Raw genomic sequence first — 16,401 nt, 5'->3', positions numbered from 1 at the left:
CTCCAAAGTCCTACGCTCACTTGCTCAATTGTCTTTGGCTGAAAAGCGGCAGCCGTCATGCCTGATGTTCCGGATGGGTGCAGCCCGGAAACTCCGTCAGAAAAGCAAGCCCCTGGTATTCCAGGAAATCTATCAGGCCCACCTTCGAAGTGAAGAATGCTTCCAGCGTCATGGCTTTCAAAATCCGATAGAAAGCGAATCCGGGGTGCGTGAGTTTCGGGTCGTGTTCAGGACCGCTCATCTCAGTTAACAACTCTTCTCTCTGCGACGCCGAAATATCTGAGAATGATTTCCCGTATTTTTTCGGGCTCAACTCGTCAAGCAATCGAAGGCCGTCGGTCCAATCTTTTTGTAATGACGGCTCGAATTCTGCCGCGGAATAGACAACAAAGTCGATGTAGTCGGCCACTCTGGCTTCCTTCGCGCCAGGCTGATCGTCCGTAGGAATGATCATCTCCGTCAAAATTCCAACGGTGCGGAACTCCTCCGGCTTGAAGAACTGTGGCACATAAGGTTCGCCGGAAGCCGCCGCGGATTGCGAAGCCCCCATTATTGCCACCAATCCTCCCGGCGCGGAGGCCGCAAGAGCTTCCCTTCCGCCGGGCAGCCAGTTCGTGAGGAACCTGGTCCCTGCCGCAGAGGCGCTGAGAAATCCGAAATATTTCAGGGCTTTCCGTCTTCCAATCACTTTACCATCCATTGCCTTCACCATTGGGCGCGGCGTCCCGTGGACGCCACGGACTTTGAATTGACTTCGTAGCTTACACATTCCCCCGGCGGAATTCTTCAGCCAGATGATCGCACGCCCGATAAGCGAGCGCCATCAGCGTGTGCGTAATCTGCTTTTCGGGATGAGTGACAAAGCAAGCCGCGTCCGCGACGATGATGTTTTTTACATCGTGACAACGGTTCCATTTATCGAGAACCGAGGTCCTGGGATCATTTCCCATTCGGGCGCCGCCCGCCTCGTGAGTTACGCTCCCCAGCGGATACGGCGCCGCTTTTTCATACGGAAAAATTTCCGCGCCCGAAGCTTTCATGATCTCTTCCATCTGTCCGTACATTTCATCCCGGACGGCAAATGCCTCCGGGTACTCGGCGTTGGTGTGGAAGCGCACCTGGGGAATACCGAGGCGATCGCGCAGGCCGTCAGGGTCGATTTCAACATAGTTCCAATCGAAGGCAAGTCCTTCACCGTATCCTCCAATCGAAAATGCCGCCGGATACAGATTCTTGATCTTCTTCTTGTAGGCTGAACCAAAACCCGGCAGGCTGGCGCCAGGGCCAGGCCCCATGCCGCAGCCCGTGTAGAAGTCGAACCGCCAGCCACGCAGATACTTCCTCGTATCCTTGTGGCCATAGTTATATCGCGGAATATAGAGGCAGGACTCGCCCGGTCCGTCATCATTGGTGGTGGGCCGTCCGGCGAGTTGCGGGAAAAAACCCTCGATATCGTTGAAAGCGACGTGCTCCATCAGGTAACGGCCCAAGGCGCCGCTGGAGTTCGCCAGCCCGTTGGGGAATTCCCGGTATCGTGAATTGAGGAGAATTCGGATTGACTCCGCCATGGAAGCAGCCAGCACAACGGCTTTGCCGTAGGCCTCGTATTCCTGCTTGTTCTCTGCGTCGATATAGGTAACGCCTCGGGCCTTCCCGTTGGCGCGGTCCATAAGCAGAGTATGGACAGCAGCATTGGTTTTCAAAGTGAAGTTCGGCCGGCCTTCGAGGTGGGGGAAGACGGCATCCACGCTGCTGTAGCGCGCCGCGACGTCGCATCCCCAGTTGCAGGCCCCGCAGTAATGGCATTCAGGACGGCCGTGGTAAGGTTTGCTCAGGACGGCCAGGGGCTTCGGCCGGACGTTGATACCGAGTTTTTCAGCGCCTTTCTTAATCAGCCATTCGCCGCAGCGCGGGTTGAAGGGCGGAAGAAGGCCCTTCCCACTCGGAGTGTTGTAAACGCCTTCCGCACTGCCCGCCACGCCAATGAATTCTTCAACCGCGTCGTAATATGGGGCCACATCATCGTAGCTGATGGGCCAGTCTTCGCCCCAGCCATCCTGAAGGCTCTTTGCCTTGAAGTCCAGAGGCCCGAAGCGGTCACAGCCCCGCCCCCAGCAGTTGGTACGCCCGCCAAGCACGCGCATCCGTGTCCAGGTGAATTTTGCTCCCGGCGCCAGTGCATAAGGGTCCTCATCAGGAATGGTGTAAAGGTGGTCGGTCCACTGCTTGATCTTCCATTCCATCCCTTGGGGAAGCTTGCCGTACTGGCCAGGTTTTCCATTGCCGCGATAGCTCCACTCGTAAGGAAACATGTGGGTGTGGAAATCCCTGGCGGATTCAATTCTCCGGCCAGCTTCGAGACACAGTACCTTCAGGCCCTTATTGGCCAGCACATGGCAGGCAATGCCGCCCGCCGCGCCCGAGCCCACCACAATCACGTCGTAAACTGGTTGCGAAGCCATTCAAGCCACTCCCACCGCCAATTCAATTAACAGCCGAACCGTTGATTGCTGTTGCCTTCTGGGTCCTGTGGTCCGGCACAAAAAGCCACGTTATCGCGTTTGACAGAGGATGTAAACTTCCTTCCGCGCCGCACAGGTGAGGGCTTCCCTGAGGAACCATCAACCTCGAGCGCCGGTTCTTCGGTACACCGCGAAGGCCAATCTCCGCGACCTTCCGGTCGGCGGCCATATGTTAAACCTTCAGAAAATTGGCCAGCAGTTGCATGCCGGCGTCCGTGAGGACCGATTCAGGGTGGAACTGGACGCCTTCAACTTTCAACTCCTTGTGGCGAAGGCCCATGATAAGGCCGTCTGGTGACGTGGCGGAAACAGCCAGGCATTCAGGAAGGCTGCCACGTTCAACAATGAGTGAATGGTAGCGCGTCGCCGGAAAAGGATTGGGCAGCCCGGCAAAGATCGTCGTGCCGTCGTGGGAAATCAAACTGGTCTTGCCGTGCATAATTTCCGGCGCGCGGACCACCATACCGCCAAAAGCCTGCCCGATGGCCTGATGCCCGAGGCAGACCCCGAGAATCGGCACGTGTCCGGCAAAATTCAGGATGACGTCCAGACAGACACCGGCCTCGGATGGGGTCTTGGGGCCAGGTGAGATCACGATGCGCTCAGGAGCCATGCGCTCGATCTCATCAACCGTGATCTGGTCATTGCGCCGCACTTCCAACTTCGCGCCAAGCTCGCCAAAATACTGCACCAGGTTATAAGTGAACGAATCGTAGTTATCGATAACCAGAATCATGAGCTTGCTTTAAGCCCCCAAACGATTCATTATACGCTGTCGCACCCAGGAGGCTAAATCAATGCCGAAGACAGGCCGCCGGTCGTTTTTGAAGAATGGCTTCATCGGCCTTGCAGCGATTGGCGCAAGCGGTCCTACCGAAAAAACGCTGGCGCAGACCCGTCGATTGCCGAAGCAGAATGTCGATCCTCAGGCGCCCAGGGACTTCAAGCTTGGACTCGTCACCTACAATCTGGCCAAAGATTGGGACGTGGATACCCTCATCAAAAACTGCGAAGCCACTGGCTTTGACGGGACCGAGCTGCGCACCACGCACAAGCACGGCGTGGAGCCAACGCTCACGAAGGCCCAGCGCGCGGAAGTTCGGAAGAAGTTTGATGGTTCGCGCGTGAAGCTGGTGAGCCTGGGATCAGCGTGCTCCTTCCAGTCGCCTGACCCCGCCGAGGTTGACCGAAACATCCAGACGGCCCGCGAATTCTGCGAACTTGCGCGGGACGTGGGCGCGATGGGCGTCAAGGTGAGGCCAAACGGCTTTCCACCTAACGCGCCCCATGACAAAACGCTCGACCAGATCGGCCACGCGCTTTCTAAATGCGGCGACATCGCGCGCGATAACGGCGTGGAAATCTGGCTTGAGGTCCACGGACGCGGAACGGAGTTGCCTCAGAACATCTATCGCATCATGACGGTCGCCAACCACCCAGCGGTCGGGATCTGCTGGAATTCGAACCCTCCGGACGTTGTGGGCGGTTCCGTAAGGCAGAGTTTCGATCTGATCGGTCCCTGGCTGCGAAGCTGCCATATCCACGAGCTGTGGGACCCCGAATATCCCTATGGCGAGCTCTTTGCGCTGTTCCGAAGCGTGGGCTACAATCGCTATACGTTTGCTGAAATTGCGGATAGCTGCGAGCCCATCCGGCTAATGCACTACTACCGCAAACTTTGGGAATATGAGGCGGCCGCCTAAGATGGCCATGGAAATAGGTCCGATCACTCTGGAAGGAAGCGCCGTGCGGCTGGAGCCGCTCAGCCTGACTCACCACCGCCCATTGTGCGAGATCGGGCTTGATTTTGAACTGTGGCATTGGACCACCACCAACATCAGAACGCCGGCGGAAATGCGCGCTTACATCGAGAAGGCGCTCGCCGAGCAGGCACACGGAACTTCACTGCCCTTCGCCACCATTGATCGTGCCAGCGGAAAAGTTATCGGCAGCACCCGCTACCTGAACATCGACTCTTCCAACCTTCGCGTGGAAATTGGCGCCACCTGGCTCGGCAAGAACTGGCAGAGGACCGTCGCCAACACCGAAGCCAAATACCTGATGCTTCGCCACGCCTTTGAGAAACTCGGCTGCATCCGGGTGGAATTCAAGACCGACTCATTGAACCAACGCTCACGCGACGCCATCCTGCGCCTGGGCGCAATCGAAGAAGGAACTTTGCGCAATCACATGCTGACCTGGACGGGCCGCATCCGGCACACCGTCTACTTCAGCATCATCGATTCCGAATGGCCGCAGGTGAAAACGCGGCTGGAAGGAATGATGTCACGCGGGATCAGGACCCAGTAAAACTCTCTTGGGCAGGCATCACCAGCCAGAAGCCTTGCCGCAAAGTGCGAGCGCCAAACCTCAGACCTTGGCCGCCCCCAGCCACTCCCGGTAGACCTCGTCACTTTCGCGCTCCGGGCGAACCAGGAACCGAATATTGTCGGCGGCGTCGGTCTGCCGGAACGTCGCCACGGCTTGCCTGTAAAGTGCCGACACCTCGGACTCGGCAAGGGCTTCACCTTGAGAATTTGTAGCATTCAGGAGCCAGCACCGCCGCGGGGCCAGAAGCGCCGTGAGATCCGGCAGGTCGAAGTGCCGGAGAATATCAAAAGGAAACCAGGAAAGGTCGAGCGAGTACTCCTTCGATTCCACGATTGACGCAAGCGTGGCCATGGGGCGGTCGAACAGTACGGAGTGAAGGCGGTCATCGAGCACCGCGGAAAGCAGCACGGCGCTTGCGGCGCCCCGTTCACCAAGGCCAAGGATTTGGCCCTGGTCCACCTCGCGCCGGGTTTGAAGATAATCGAGGCAGCGGAGAAGGTCCCAAACGCGCTGGCCAACCAGGGGCTTGCCGAGACTGAGGCATGCCCAGGCGTAACGCTCGTCGAGCGGCACGTCCTGATAGAATAGCGGCCCCGCGCTCGGATGATGCGGAGTGGAGACTCCCAGGCCGCGCAGGTCAATGGCGCAAACAGCTACGCCCTGTCGCACCAGGCGGCTGATGGGCGACGTTTCATACAAAATATGGTTCTTCCCCCCTTCTGAAACAAAGACAACCGTGGGGAACGCGGGACCACCCTTCGCCGGCCTCAGAAACCAACCCGTCACCCGCACCAGAGGCTCGGAAAAAAACTGAAACTCATCGACGGCGATGTCGTCCATCCAGACGTTTGACGAAAGAATCCGGGGATTCAGCGGTGTTCGCTCAGCAGGAAGGCCGAGAAGTTCCTTGAGAGTTTTCTGCGCCTGCTCGCGCGCAGTCTTCGCTTCAGGCGGCGTGGCCGATTGGTTCGCTTGTGCAACTTGCCGCAGGCGGTCCGAGTTCAGGTCGACAATGGAGCGGCCGCCCAGGGATGTGAGCACCTGCCCGGTGCTGGTGCAGTGCAAGCTGTCTGCAGGCGATTCCTCGAACTCCGCCTCGCCGGTTCCGGCATCTTGATTGCCCAGCCAGCGGTTAAACCAACTGTAGGCTTCCCGGCGATTGAAGAAGTCGTAGGCATGCGGCAGCGGCGAGCCGAAAAGTTTTAATTTGTCGTCGGCGCCCATCAGTTTGTATCCGGCCAGGGCCTCGTGGTAGATCTCCGTTGTTCCCTCGACGTAGGTGGGCGAATAAGTCAGGCCGGCATCGGTGCGGGAATACATAATCAACTGCGGCTTGGGCGCAAACGCCAGGAACAGGTCGCCGCGGTCGATGCCCTCGGGAAGGCTGCCCGCGATGTTCTGTTCAGCGTCGTCCACCGCGCCCGGAGGCGCGTAATTTGGCCCCGCCAAGTTTTCATTCTGCCCGTCGGAAGCCACGGCCACCTTGATGCGAGGTTCGAGCGCCGCCAACCACATGGTCATGGTTCCGCCGCCCGACTGCCCCGTGCAACCGATGCGCTCCGGATCAATTTCCCGCCGCGTGAGGAGATAATCGACGGCACGGATGCCGTCCCAGGTGCGGTACTGCTCGAATTGCGAACCGAATAGCAGCATGGGCCTTCCCGCCTGGTCGTGCTCACCGGTCGGCCCAAAATGGCTCTTGCCGGTGCGAGGGTCCAGAAACTGCTGCCGTTCGCCTTGCCCGAAGGGATCATACGGCAGCACCGCATAGCCTTTTCTGGCAAGCGACTGGCAGACATACTGGTAGTAGTAGAAAGACTTTCCGATGTCGGAATGGCCCAGCGGAACAATGATTGCCGGATACGGAGGCTTGTGGTTCTTTGGCAGGTAAAGATTCGCCGTGACAAAAACCTCCGGGAGGCTTTCGAAGATGACCTTTTCGATTCGGTAGTCGCTGCGGTCAATGGTGCCAACGATTTTCGGCTTCAGCGGGGTCTTATCAAATTGCCCGCCGATGAGCTTCCAAACCTTCGAGCGCACCGTTTCAATTCGCGCGCGCACGTCGGCTTCGGTGCGCATGGCGCGCAGTTCGGCCAGGCGCCGGGCGCGGGCCTCGTTCATCTGCGCGGTGAGGTAACGCGGCAGATCGTTCCAAAAGTCCCGCTTGCCATCATCTCCCGGTGCAGCAGCTTGTGATGCGGAGGGGCGCCCGGCCGCAAAAGCATCGCGCCCCGTCAGCGCCATCGCCGCGCCAAGGATATTCGTCTGGATAAATTTTCTTCGCGTGGGCATTCGATCTCTCCAATCCGTAGAGGAACAAGTCGAACTCCCGGAAAGTCTCCTTCCTAATCAAGTATTTGTCAATGGATGAGGGTGAAGAACGGGCCCGACACAAACCCCGATTTGTGGAGCCTGGGTTTTCTCACAGGGGAATTCTAGCGAGGGGCCTGGAACGATTACAGAGTTTATCGGTTCGCCACGTCGCAGACGTTATAATGCGAGCGTGCGCGCTTGACATCCAATCAACCTTGAGAAGCCACGGTCAGAGGAGTGCTGACCGTGGCTCACCATTCGCCTAACTGCTCGGCCTGTTCAACACCTCATACATGGCGCGTAGGACGATATTGGAACACTGGGTCCAGTACTCAGTATCGGCTCCGAGAGAATTCACGGCCTTGGCAGTCCTTACTTTATTTAGCAACACTTTGTACAGCTCGTCGGCGGCTACCTTGAATACATCCTTGTAGTCTACTTTCCAGTAGTAGCGGTCACCCTTTAATTCCAGAAGCTCCCGGAAAGCTGCAGCGATTGGAAGGGATGCGGCCAGGTCCATCTCATGGTCAGTAGTGTACTGCGTGCCAGCAGGGGTCCAAGGCTTCTTGAGTGTCTTCACGGCTCGGATTTTCCCGAACTTCCGGCCCTTACCCGTATCTTTGCTGAATTCGGATTGGATGTATTCGGGCAACGTAACGATATCCGAGGCCACGTCATAAAGCTTGCGGAACTCAGGATGTGTAGCTTCATTGGTATACAGGTCGAGAGCTTTGCCCTTAGACCGGTACATTGACGCTGGTTGAGTCGTCTTCCATCGTTCTTTCAGGAAGCATGCTAGCCGCTGAACAATGTCACGTACATCCCACTCCTTGTCCTCGTTCTCGCGGAAGGCAACGACACTCGGATCGAAACCGCCGTTCTGAAGAGCTTCCTTCAACTCGTCGAACTTATTCTGATACTCATCAAGGGTGAACTGCTGTACCTGGGACGAAGTATTCAGTGCTTCTACGAGTTGCTCAAGCTCTCCACTTTCGAACCCCTGACCCGCCAGGAAGTGCACGCGCACGAAGGGTTCAGTCCATCCCTCTCGCTCGCGCAGCTCGTTTATCCGCGCCACGGTTTGCTGAATCACCTCGAAGGTGTGGCCACCGTCCGCAATTCCAAACTTCGGCTCTCCATTTTCAAGGTCCTCGTATTCCTTCGGGTCAATATCGGGAATTGTCACCCGGAGCAGCCGACTTTTATTGTCAAATTCAAACCTGTCGCAGAGGTAAATGATTCCTCGATTCTTCCGGTGGAAAGTCGAAGGACTGTTTTCAACAGTGTTTATCATATCGCGAAAGGGCTTCTTCCTCTCGGACGCCGGCCGGACATTGGCATTGCCACGTTCCAGTTTCGATGCTCCTGAGAACGGGAGCCACGTCTCGAGATGAAATAAACCTGTGTCGACTGGGTCGTTCAGCCTTTTGATGTGCTCGTTGTCGCGGGGAGTGAACTCAAGTACCTTGGTGGGAAACAGCATTTGGCACTTCCTTCCGGCAGCGTATGCTTGCCGAGTAATAGTCATCAGAAGCTCTATTCGTCATCTGATGCCAAGAAGACCATAACAAATTGAATCAAAAGCTGTCAACAAGAAAATGGGCAGCTCTCCCAATGATTTTCTGGGCAGCTTTACAACCCTTCTTCCGCCATGGCAAAGGCGCGCAGCATGGCGCGGGCCTTGTTCATGGATTCCTCAAATTCGAGGGCGGGGACGGAATCCGCCACGATGCCGGCGCCGGCCTGGAGGTAAGCCTTGGCGTCCTTGATCATCACGGTGCGGATGACGATGCAGGAATTCAGGTTGCCGGAAAAATCGGCATAGAGGACGGCCCCGCCGTAGAGGCCGCGGCGGGTGGGTTCGAGCTCGTCGATGATTTCCATGGCGCGGACCTTGGGGGCGCCGGTCAGAGTTCCCGCCGGGAAGCAGGCAGCGAGCGCCGAGTAGCTGTCCGCATCGGACCGGAGCTTTCCCCTGATCAGCGAAACCAGGTGCATCACGTGGGAGTAGCGCTCGACGAACATGACGCGCTCCGGGTGCACCGATGAATACTCCGACACGCGGCCAATGTCATTGCGGCCCAGGTCAACCAGCATGATGTGCTCGGCGCGTTCCTTCTCGTCGGAAAGCAGGTCATGTTCGAGGCGCATGTCCTCTTCCTCGGTCTTTCCGCGAGGGCGGGTGCCGGCAATCGGACGGTATTCCACGTCACGCCCCGCCACTTTCACCAGCATCTCCGGCGACGATCCCAGCACCGTGGAGTTGCCGAATTGCAGGTAGTACATGTAAGGCGACGGGTTCACCACTCGCAGCGCGCGATAAACCTCAAAGGGCGGAACGCGAACCGGGACCGTGAGCCGCTGCGACAGCACCACCTGGAAAACGTCCCCGGCACGGATGTACTCTTTGCCTTGCTCAACCATTTCTTCATAACGCTTCCGCGTCATGTTGGGTTTGACCCGCAGCGTACCTTTGGGAGCCCGAACGCTTGGCAGGCGCAGAGGCCGCGCCAGCTTCAGCTCCAGCCGGTCGATTTCCCCGACGGCATGATCGTATTTCTGGCGAAGCGTTCCGGGGTCTTCTTCCGTCCGGACATTCGAGATCAGGAAGAGGCGGTGGCGGACATGGTCAAAGGCGACGAGGGTGCGGAAATACATAAAAATCGCGTCGTCCATGTCAACGTCAGGCTCGACGCGGGCGGGCAAACGTTCAAGCTGGCGCACGGCTTCGTAGGAAAGATAGCCCACGGCGCCGGCGCTGAAGGGCGGCAGGCCAGGCAGCTTCACCGAGCGGTACTTTGAGCCGACGCGCCTCAAGTACTCAAAGATATTGCCGGATTCTTCAACCCGCTCGCTCCCGCGAAGCAGCGTGATGCGGTCACCGCGGCAGGTGATCACCTGGAAGGGATCAACGCCAAAATAAGTGTAGCGGCCGACGCGCTCGCCGCCCTCGACGCTTTCCAGCAGGAAGCTGTGATGCGAAGCGCTCTGGCTGCGCGACCCGGTGCCCTTGAATGCCCCGGGAACGAGTTTCAGGAAGGCCGAGACGGGGCTCAGCAGGTCAGCCACAACCGTTCGGTAAACGGGCGCGACTGTGCCCTGACTTGCCAGGCGGCGGAATTCCGAGAAATTGGGAGTTATGGTGTCCATGTGAAAACCAGATCGGGGACGCTACTGCCCTGCCGGGCGTAGAAGGCAGCGTGCTGCCGGCTTGCCTATGTTTTCTCCTGTTGGCCGGCCTGGATGCCCTCAGCCTCTTTCGCGGGGGACTGCGCCGCCTGTTCCGCAAGCACCTCACGAACCAGGCCTTTCAAGTCTTCGCGGTCCTGCTCCGAGCGGATGGCGAAAGGTTTGCTGGCCTCGCCCCAATAGATGCTTCTGGTCGGGAACGGCATTTCAATGCCGAGTTCGTCAAACTTCTTTTTGATGCGGCGATTCATTTCGCGCCCCACCGTCCACTGCTGGATGGGGAGCGTCTTGAAGCGGGCCAGGATGATTACCGCCGAGTCGCCAAACTTGTCGACACCCATGACCTCGAGCGGCGCAAGAATTAAAAGCTTGTATTTGTCTTCCTTCATCAGCTCATCCGCCAATTGGTTGATGACCTGGATGACACGATCGGTGTCTTCCTTGTACGCAACTCCGATGTTGAACAAGTAGTAGGAATACTCGTGCGTCATGTTGGAAAGGGTGGTGATGGCGCCGTTCGGAAAAACGTGGACGGTACCGTCCTGGCCGCGAAGAACAATGGTCCGCAGGTTGATCTGTTCCACCAGTCCGCCCGTCCCGTTGATGATAGCCACGTCATTCACCCGAACCTGGTTCTCCAGCAGGATAAACAAGCCTGAAACCAGGTCGCGCACAAGGTTCTGCGCACCGAAGCCAACGGCGAGTCCAAGGACGCCGGCGCCGGCCAGAATGGGTCCAATATCAAACCCCGATTCCTTGAGCGCCATCACAATCGCCAGAAGCCAGATCACGATCACAATTGCTTTTTGCAGGATGCCGCTCAGCGTGGCCGCGCGCTTTTCCATCTCCAGGTCGGCCCGGCCATGTTTCTTCATCCGGTCGATAATCCGGACTCTGATGCCAGGAATCGATTTCTTCAGGACCGTGGCGGCAATGAAGGCGGCCACCAGGATAATCACGGCGTGGACGGCATGGCTGAGAATAGAGGCGAAATCAAAATTCGCCCATGGCATTACCAGCAGCGCAAAAAACCGCATGCAACAACCCTTTCAAAAAAAATCCAGCTCCGTCCCTCTTCAGCAGGACGGACACGCGCCGACGCTCGACTCAACGCATTTGACCAACTTAAATCCCGTGGTAGCCTCGTGTCAATTGCAGGAGGGTAGGATTTTCATTTTGACGCCGAACGGGGATGTGATTCCGCCAGCGACATCTCACTTCTAAGCGCCAGTCCGGACCCAGGGCTGAGTTGATTCCGGTGAAGTCTCGTGGGCGAGGGCGCTCCCAAAGCGTGGACAGGCGGGGGAACCGGCAGTGGCGGGGCTAGAGCGGGCCGGGAATTCTGCACGTGGGACTCCGGTTCGTTTTTTTTGGCTCTCTAGTGTTTTCAACAAGATCGGTAGCTTTGTTTTTAGGTTCGTTCCGGTTCGTTTTTTCCACAGGCACGTGTTTTCAATAACTTCTCCGCTTTGTTTTCCGGTTTGTTCCGGTTTGTTTTTTGGCCATTTCTCTTTTTTTTCAACAACCTCTCCGGTTTGTTTTTCAAAAAACGTGTTTTTTTGTCCCATTTTGTCTCTTTTGGTCCCGGAAAACTCGCGGCTTGCAGGCATCTGAAAGAAGACTACCATGCTAGGCCAGTGTTTGTCAAGCAAATTCGGCGGAATGTCGCTGCAAAGTGAGAAGTTCCGGTATGAGCAAAGTAGAAAGTTCCGCTTTAGGTGGTAGAAGCTTGGGGGATGAGAAAAGAGGAACTGAGGTTGAGTCAGCGGGACGCGCACACGTTCCGCAGTTTGGAATGTATGCGGTGGGTCAGTCCTTCAGAATTTCCCGATGATTGCTTCAGGGACTGAAGCCTCTTGACTGGGAGGGCCGGACAACTGTCGGAGCTGAACCCCTGGGCAAAGGGCGGGCACGCCCGCCGCCTTAGCCCGAGGCGGCGTGGCTTAGCGACTGGCGGACCGCCTGCTCCATCAGAGCGCGCGGCGCCGACTGCCCGGTCCAGATTTCAAACTGCCGGGCGCCCTGCGCCACCAGCATTTCAAGCCCCGTGATGGTGACCAGTCCGCGGCCGCGGGCTTCAGATAGAAAGCGGGTTTCGACCGGGTAGTAGACCATATCAAAAACCACGCGAGTCCGCAGCCGCGCCAGGTCAATCGGGTGGATATCGCTGTAGGGAGCCATGCCGACAGGCGTGGCGTTGATCACCGCGTCCACGTCCAGGCTGTCGGCGCTTTCCCACGGCACGGCTTCCGCACCAGCAGCGCGGGAGAGCTTCCTTGCCACGGCGTCCCTTCGGGCTGCGACATAGACGTCGGCATTCTCGGCCCGCAGCGCGAAGGCCGCGGCCCGCGCTGCTCCGCCCGCGCCGAGGACAAGAATCCGGCTGCCGGGGAGCCTCAGCCGCTTGGTGAGCACTTCAATCACCGCCGCGGAATCGGTGTTCCAGCCCATCCACTTGCCGTGCCGGATGGCCACGGTGTTGCACGCGCCAATCTGCTCGGCCAGCGGGTCAGTCCAGGCGAGTTCTTTCATGATCGCCTGCTTGAACGGCATCGTGATGCTGAAGCCTGTAAACTTGAGCGACCGTGCAAACTTTAGAAAGTCACCCAGCCGGGCTGTTTCACAAGGCAGGTAAAGAGCGTTCACGCGCTTGGCCTGGAAGGCGATGTTCTGCATCGCCGGCGAAAGGGACATCGAGGAATGGGTCCCCACAACGCCGTAGAGTTGGGTGCGTTCGTCAAGATGCTCGACGTGGTAAACAGAGCGCATCTTTTCAATGGCCACTTGTCCGCCTGCCACGGCATGATGATTGCCCGCCGAAGCGTAGGTAAAGACGCTGCCCCACCGGAAAGCCATCACCCGCGAACAGATGCCGGAGTTGCCCATGGCCAGGGCAACAAGCCGGGGACGGCGGCGGCGATTGGATTTGAGCAGTTGAAAGACCTTCAGATTATCCTGGAGTTCACGGGCGTGGCTCGCAATCTTGACGGCTTCAACGGGCAGCCGGGCGAGGCGGCGATAAATGGCGCCCAGGTCCGGCGTGCTGCGGAAATTGTGGTACGAAACAATGACTTTTGCGGGGGCCAAATCTTTGAACCGGGGCTTGCGAAGCGCCTTGACGGATTCAATCTCAATATCGACCCACTGGCACCCGGCACGGGCGGCAGCGATCAGGATCTGCATCTGTTCTTCAACCGAGTTCTCAAACCGGCCACCCGCATCCACACGCCGGCAGGTTGCGATGGTTTGGGGGTAGCGCAAGCGGGCCAGCATCTTGTGCAGGTCTGATTCGAGCCGGGTGTGGTCGCGGAGATAGTCCAGGCGAAGCTCAAAACCGAGTGGCGTAGTTGTGCCGAGAGTCTCGATGTACGCTTCGGCCACGTCCAGACTCGGCGACGCCAACGACACAAAGATGCGAGGAGACGAAGATTTGACCAAATGTTTTTCCAGGGCAGCCAGCCCTCCATGGTGAAGAACTCCCTTATTATAAAGCATTTGGCAAAATCCCGGCAAGTCAATTGTCCGGGCTTGCGCCCTCGGGCGTTGCTTTTGAACAGTTTTCGGACCTTCATCGGCCCGAAACGCGGCGCTCAAAAGCGCCCCCTTCGCCAAATATTCGCCATCAAAACCAGATTCGAAATGCCGTCGCGCGTCTGCATGAACGGCCTGAGTGAAATCTAATGAGATGCTGGCGCGAGAAATGCCTTAGAATCCGGTAACGAACCTGGGCAAGCCGTGGGTTCCTTTAAGACGCATCCTCCGGCAAGCAGTACGGTAAACGCTTATGGTTTGGTTCGAATCCTGGAGACAGGCGGCCTGGCATCTGCAATGAAACGTGAATATCCTAAACAGCCCATTGTGGGAGTTGGCGGCGTGGTGGTCCGCGGCAGTTGTGTGCTGCTGGTTCGGCGAGGAACCGAGCCTCTAAGGGGCGAGTGGTCGATTCCGGGTGGCATGCTTGAGCTGGGAGAAAGCCTTAAGGACGGCGTCAGGCGGGAAGTCGAGGAAGAAGCCGGTTTAAGAGTCCGCCCGATGGAATCGATTGCGGTGGTTGATCGAGTGCAGAAAAATGGCCGCCGGGTGAGGTTCCATTACGTCCTGATTGATTATGTGTGCCTACCCGCCGGAGGTCGGCTAAGCCCCGGAAGCGACGTGCTGGATGCGCGGTGGGTCGAGCGAAAGGAGCTTCCGAGCTACAAACTATGGCCCAAGACAGCCGCAGTGATCGCCGACGCCTTCGAGTGGGTTGAAAAACACGAAAGACCGCGCGCCGGCAGGGCCCATTGATCCGCCCTCCCGCTGCCTATTTCGGAGAAGCCTCTGGCGGACCCGGGGAGGTTCGAACCTGCCCGAGCAATCGCGTCAGGTTGCTGACCGGTGCATCCTCAATTCTGAGGATGCTGTCCGCAATTTCATTGCGCAACGCTTCGGTTGTGAACGGCCCGCTCAGGCGATGAAACTTCGCCGTCGCCGTCTCCCATCGTGCCGGGCGGGTGTGGAAACCCTCATAATCGCGCTTCGATTTTTCAAGCGTCCGGCCATCTTTCAGACGAACCGTGATGCGACAGGGCATCTCATCTGGAAACCGCCTGCTGAACGCCTCATTCTCCCGTACATGGACTTTCCGCAGAAGGTCCTGAACATCCCGGCGCCCGATCCGTTCCGGCCGGTATTGCTCCGGCATTACGCCGCCGTCGAGCGCCGCGACGGCCAGCAGGTAAGGCAGGCTGTGATCGGCTTCTTCCTTGGTTCGAACGGTCATCTTTTCACCTTCCTCGCCTCCACCGATGATGTGGTAGGCAACGTCGAAAGTTTCGAGGTCGATGGCAGTGACATCGGCGGCGTCGAATCCGGTCTCCCGCTTCAGCTCGAGCAAGGCTTCAATCGAGGGCTGAGAATGGATCTCCGCGTTGTATTTTTTCAGGATGGTCCGCTGGACGCGATCCAGATTTTCCTCCAGCCAGGAAATCCGGAAGCGTCCGCTGATGGACTCCATAAATCCCTTGTTGCCTTCAAAGACTTCTTGTGGGCCGGTTATCCCGTGCATGGCCAGCAGCGCCGCGTGCGTACACCCAAAAGCCGTATTGGGATACGCCAGCCCTTTCCAGTGCGAAAGCGCTCCGGTGCGGGTGACCCGCAGGGCGTTGAAAGCTGTGCCGCAGATTGCGATGGCATTCGCCGTCTGGTTCGGGTTAAGACCGAGCGCCCTGGAAACACCCGCCGCCACCGCATACGACCCCTGCGTCGTGTGGTCAAATCCTTTCGCCCGCACCGGGGCAACATCACTCAGCCGGCACTGCACCTGGTAAGCCATAGCCAGCGCTGTCAGAAAATCACGTCCACCGCACCCGGCGAATTCCGCCGCGGCAAGGACGGGCGCCAGGTTATCGCTGGGATGACAGGTTTCGCCTTTGGCCAGATAGCTGTCATTGAAATCCAGATAGCGCACCAGCGTACCGTTGTAGAATGCCGCCCGATCGGCGGCGGCGCTTCCCCCGCCTATCAGCGTGCAATTCCCCTCGCTCCCAAAGCTGGCGGTGTGCGCTCGAACGGTCCGCGCGAGTTCTGCGTCCAATGCGCCGATCCCACAGCCAATTGTGTCCAGGACTCGAATTTTTAATTGCTCGCGGACATCATCGGTCATGTCCTCGAAGGCGGATGCAGCAACAAATTCGGCCATTTCCTGTACGAGAGTCATGGCGGCCTCAGGGCTTGATTCTCCTGCTCCCCTTATCTAATTTTAGCTCAGGTCTGGGAACAATGACGGGCTGGAGTAGTGACTCGGTTTGCTTCCCATTTGGTGGCACGGCCATCCGCTTCGCTTCGCTCAGGGCGGGCCTGGCCGTGTTTTTTGACCGAAGCACGGGCGAGACGCCCGTGCCACATTTCGGCTGGCGGCTTCGCCATAAGTCCCGCCGAAGGCAAAACTCCCGCGGAAATAACAAAACCCCTGGCCTTGTTTCGCTGACAAGACCAGGGGCCGGATACTGATTGAGATTGGCCTCCCAGATACTTTTGGGAACTGGCGCTGACTGCGCCGTGCCTT

Annotated in this window: 13 protein-coding genes; 3 read left to right on the top strand and 10 right to left on the bottom strand. The window is 58.1% G+C overall.

All coding sequences use genetic code 11. The annotated features are described in order from the left end of the window. Nucleotides 1-55: 55 nt before the first annotated feature. From VFQ24_09350 to VFQ24_09340, 3 genes are all read right to left on the bottom strand, one after another. On the bottom strand, nucleotides 56-769 hold the full coding sequence (locus VFQ24_09350; protein ID HET9178547.1) for a gluconate 2-dehydrogenase subunit 3 family protein: 714 nt from the start codon (nucleotides 767-769) through the stop codon (nucleotides 56-58). Next, a complete protein-coding gene (locus tag VFQ24_09345) occupies nucleotides 762-2,462 on the bottom strand; it encodes a GMC family oxidoreductase (protein HET9178546.1) in 1,701 nt (566 codons plus the stop codon). Before VFQ24_09345 ends, VFQ24_09350 begins: the two co-directional genes overlap by 8 nt. 232 nt (nucleotides 2,463-2,694) lie before the next feature. Then, nucleotides 2,695-3,258 (bottom strand): aminodeoxychorismate/anthranilate synthase component II, encoded by a 564-nt coding sequence (locus tag VFQ24_09340; protein HET9178545.1) that lies wholly within the window; start codon nucleotides 3,256-3,258, stop codon nucleotides 2,695-2,697. A 61-nt stretch (nucleotides 3,259-3,319) separates the two neighbouring features. On the opposite strand from VFQ24_09340, the gene VFQ24_09335 reads away from it, so the two are divergent. Both VFQ24_09335 and VFQ24_09330 read left to right on the top strand, forming a co-directional pair. After that, complete coding sequence (locus VFQ24_09335) at nucleotides 3,320-4,225, top strand: TIM barrel protein (protein HET9178544.1); 906 nt, start codon at nucleotides 3,320-3,322, stop codon at nucleotides 4,223-4,225. Nucleotide 4,226: 1 nt separating this feature from the next. Further along, complete coding sequence (locus VFQ24_09330; GenBank protein ID HET9178543.1) at nucleotides 4,227-4,832, top strand: GNAT family protein; 606 nt, start codon at nucleotides 4,227-4,229, stop codon at nucleotides 4,830-4,832. Nucleotides 4,833-4,892: 60 nt separating this feature from the next. Here VFQ24_09330 and VFQ24_09325 read toward each other — a convergent pair whose 3' ends face one another. From VFQ24_09325 to aroE, 6 genes are all read right to left on the bottom strand, one after another. Next, complete coding sequence (locus VFQ24_09325; GenBank protein HET9178542.1) at nucleotides 4,893-7,145, bottom strand: acetylxylan esterase; 2,253 nt, start codon at nucleotides 7,143-7,145, stop codon at nucleotides 4,893-4,895. A 283-nt stretch (nucleotides 7,146-7,428) separates the two neighbouring features. After that, entirely contained in the window at nucleotides 7,429-8,649 is a 1,221-nt protein-coding gene (locus tag VFQ24_09320; protein HET9178541.1) for an AIPR family protein, read from the bottom strand. A gap of 149 nt (nucleotides 8,650-8,798) precedes the next feature. Next, on the bottom strand, nucleotides 8,799-10,316 hold the full coding sequence (gene trpE, locus VFQ24_09315; protein ID HET9178540.1) for an anthranilate synthase component I: 1,518 nt from the start codon (nucleotides 10,314-10,316) through the stop codon (nucleotides 8,799-8,801). A gap of 65 nt (nucleotides 10,317-10,381) precedes the next feature. After that, complete coding sequence (locus tag VFQ24_09310) at nucleotides 10,382-11,392, bottom strand: mechanosensitive ion channel family protein (protein HET9178539.1); 1,011 nt, start codon at nucleotides 11,390-11,392, stop codon at nucleotides 10,382-10,384. Nucleotides 11,393-11,575: 183 nt separating this feature from the next. Then, nucleotides 11,576-11,923 carry a hypothetical protein gene (locus VFQ24_09305; GenBank protein ID HET9178538.1) on the bottom strand — a complete coding sequence of 116 codons (348 nt, stop codon included), beginning with the start codon at nucleotides 11,921-11,923 and terminating at the stop codon, nucleotides 11,576-11,578. A gap of 355 nt (nucleotides 11,924-12,278) precedes the next feature. Further along, entirely contained in the window at nucleotides 12,279-13,850 is a 1,572-nt protein-coding gene (gene aroE / locus VFQ24_09300; GenBank protein ID HET9178537.1) for a shikimate dehydrogenase, read from the bottom strand. 333 nt (nucleotides 13,851-14,183) lie between these two features. Here aroE and VFQ24_09295 point away from each other — a divergent pair, with 333 nt between their 5' ends. Then, entirely contained in the window at nucleotides 14,184-14,642 is a 459-nt protein-coding gene (locus VFQ24_09295; GenBank protein HET9178536.1) for an NUDIX hydrolase, read from the top strand. A 16-nt stretch (nucleotides 14,643-14,658) separates the two neighbouring features. On the opposite strand, the gene VFQ24_09290 is transcribed toward VFQ24_09295, so the two are convergent. Beyond that, nucleotides 14,659-16,053, bottom strand: coding sequence for an MmgE/PrpD family protein (locus tag VFQ24_09290; protein HET9178535.1), 1,395 nt, complete (start codon nucleotides 16,051-16,053; stop codon nucleotides 14,659-14,661). Between the last annotated feature and the right edge of the window lie 348 nt (nucleotides 16,054-16,401).

The organism is Terriglobia bacterium (assembly GCA_035712365.1).
Lineage (GTDB): Bacteria > Acidobacteriota > Terriglobia > UBA7540 > UBA7540 > SCRD01.
This window is presented reverse-complemented; position numbering and strand designations above follow the sequence as displayed.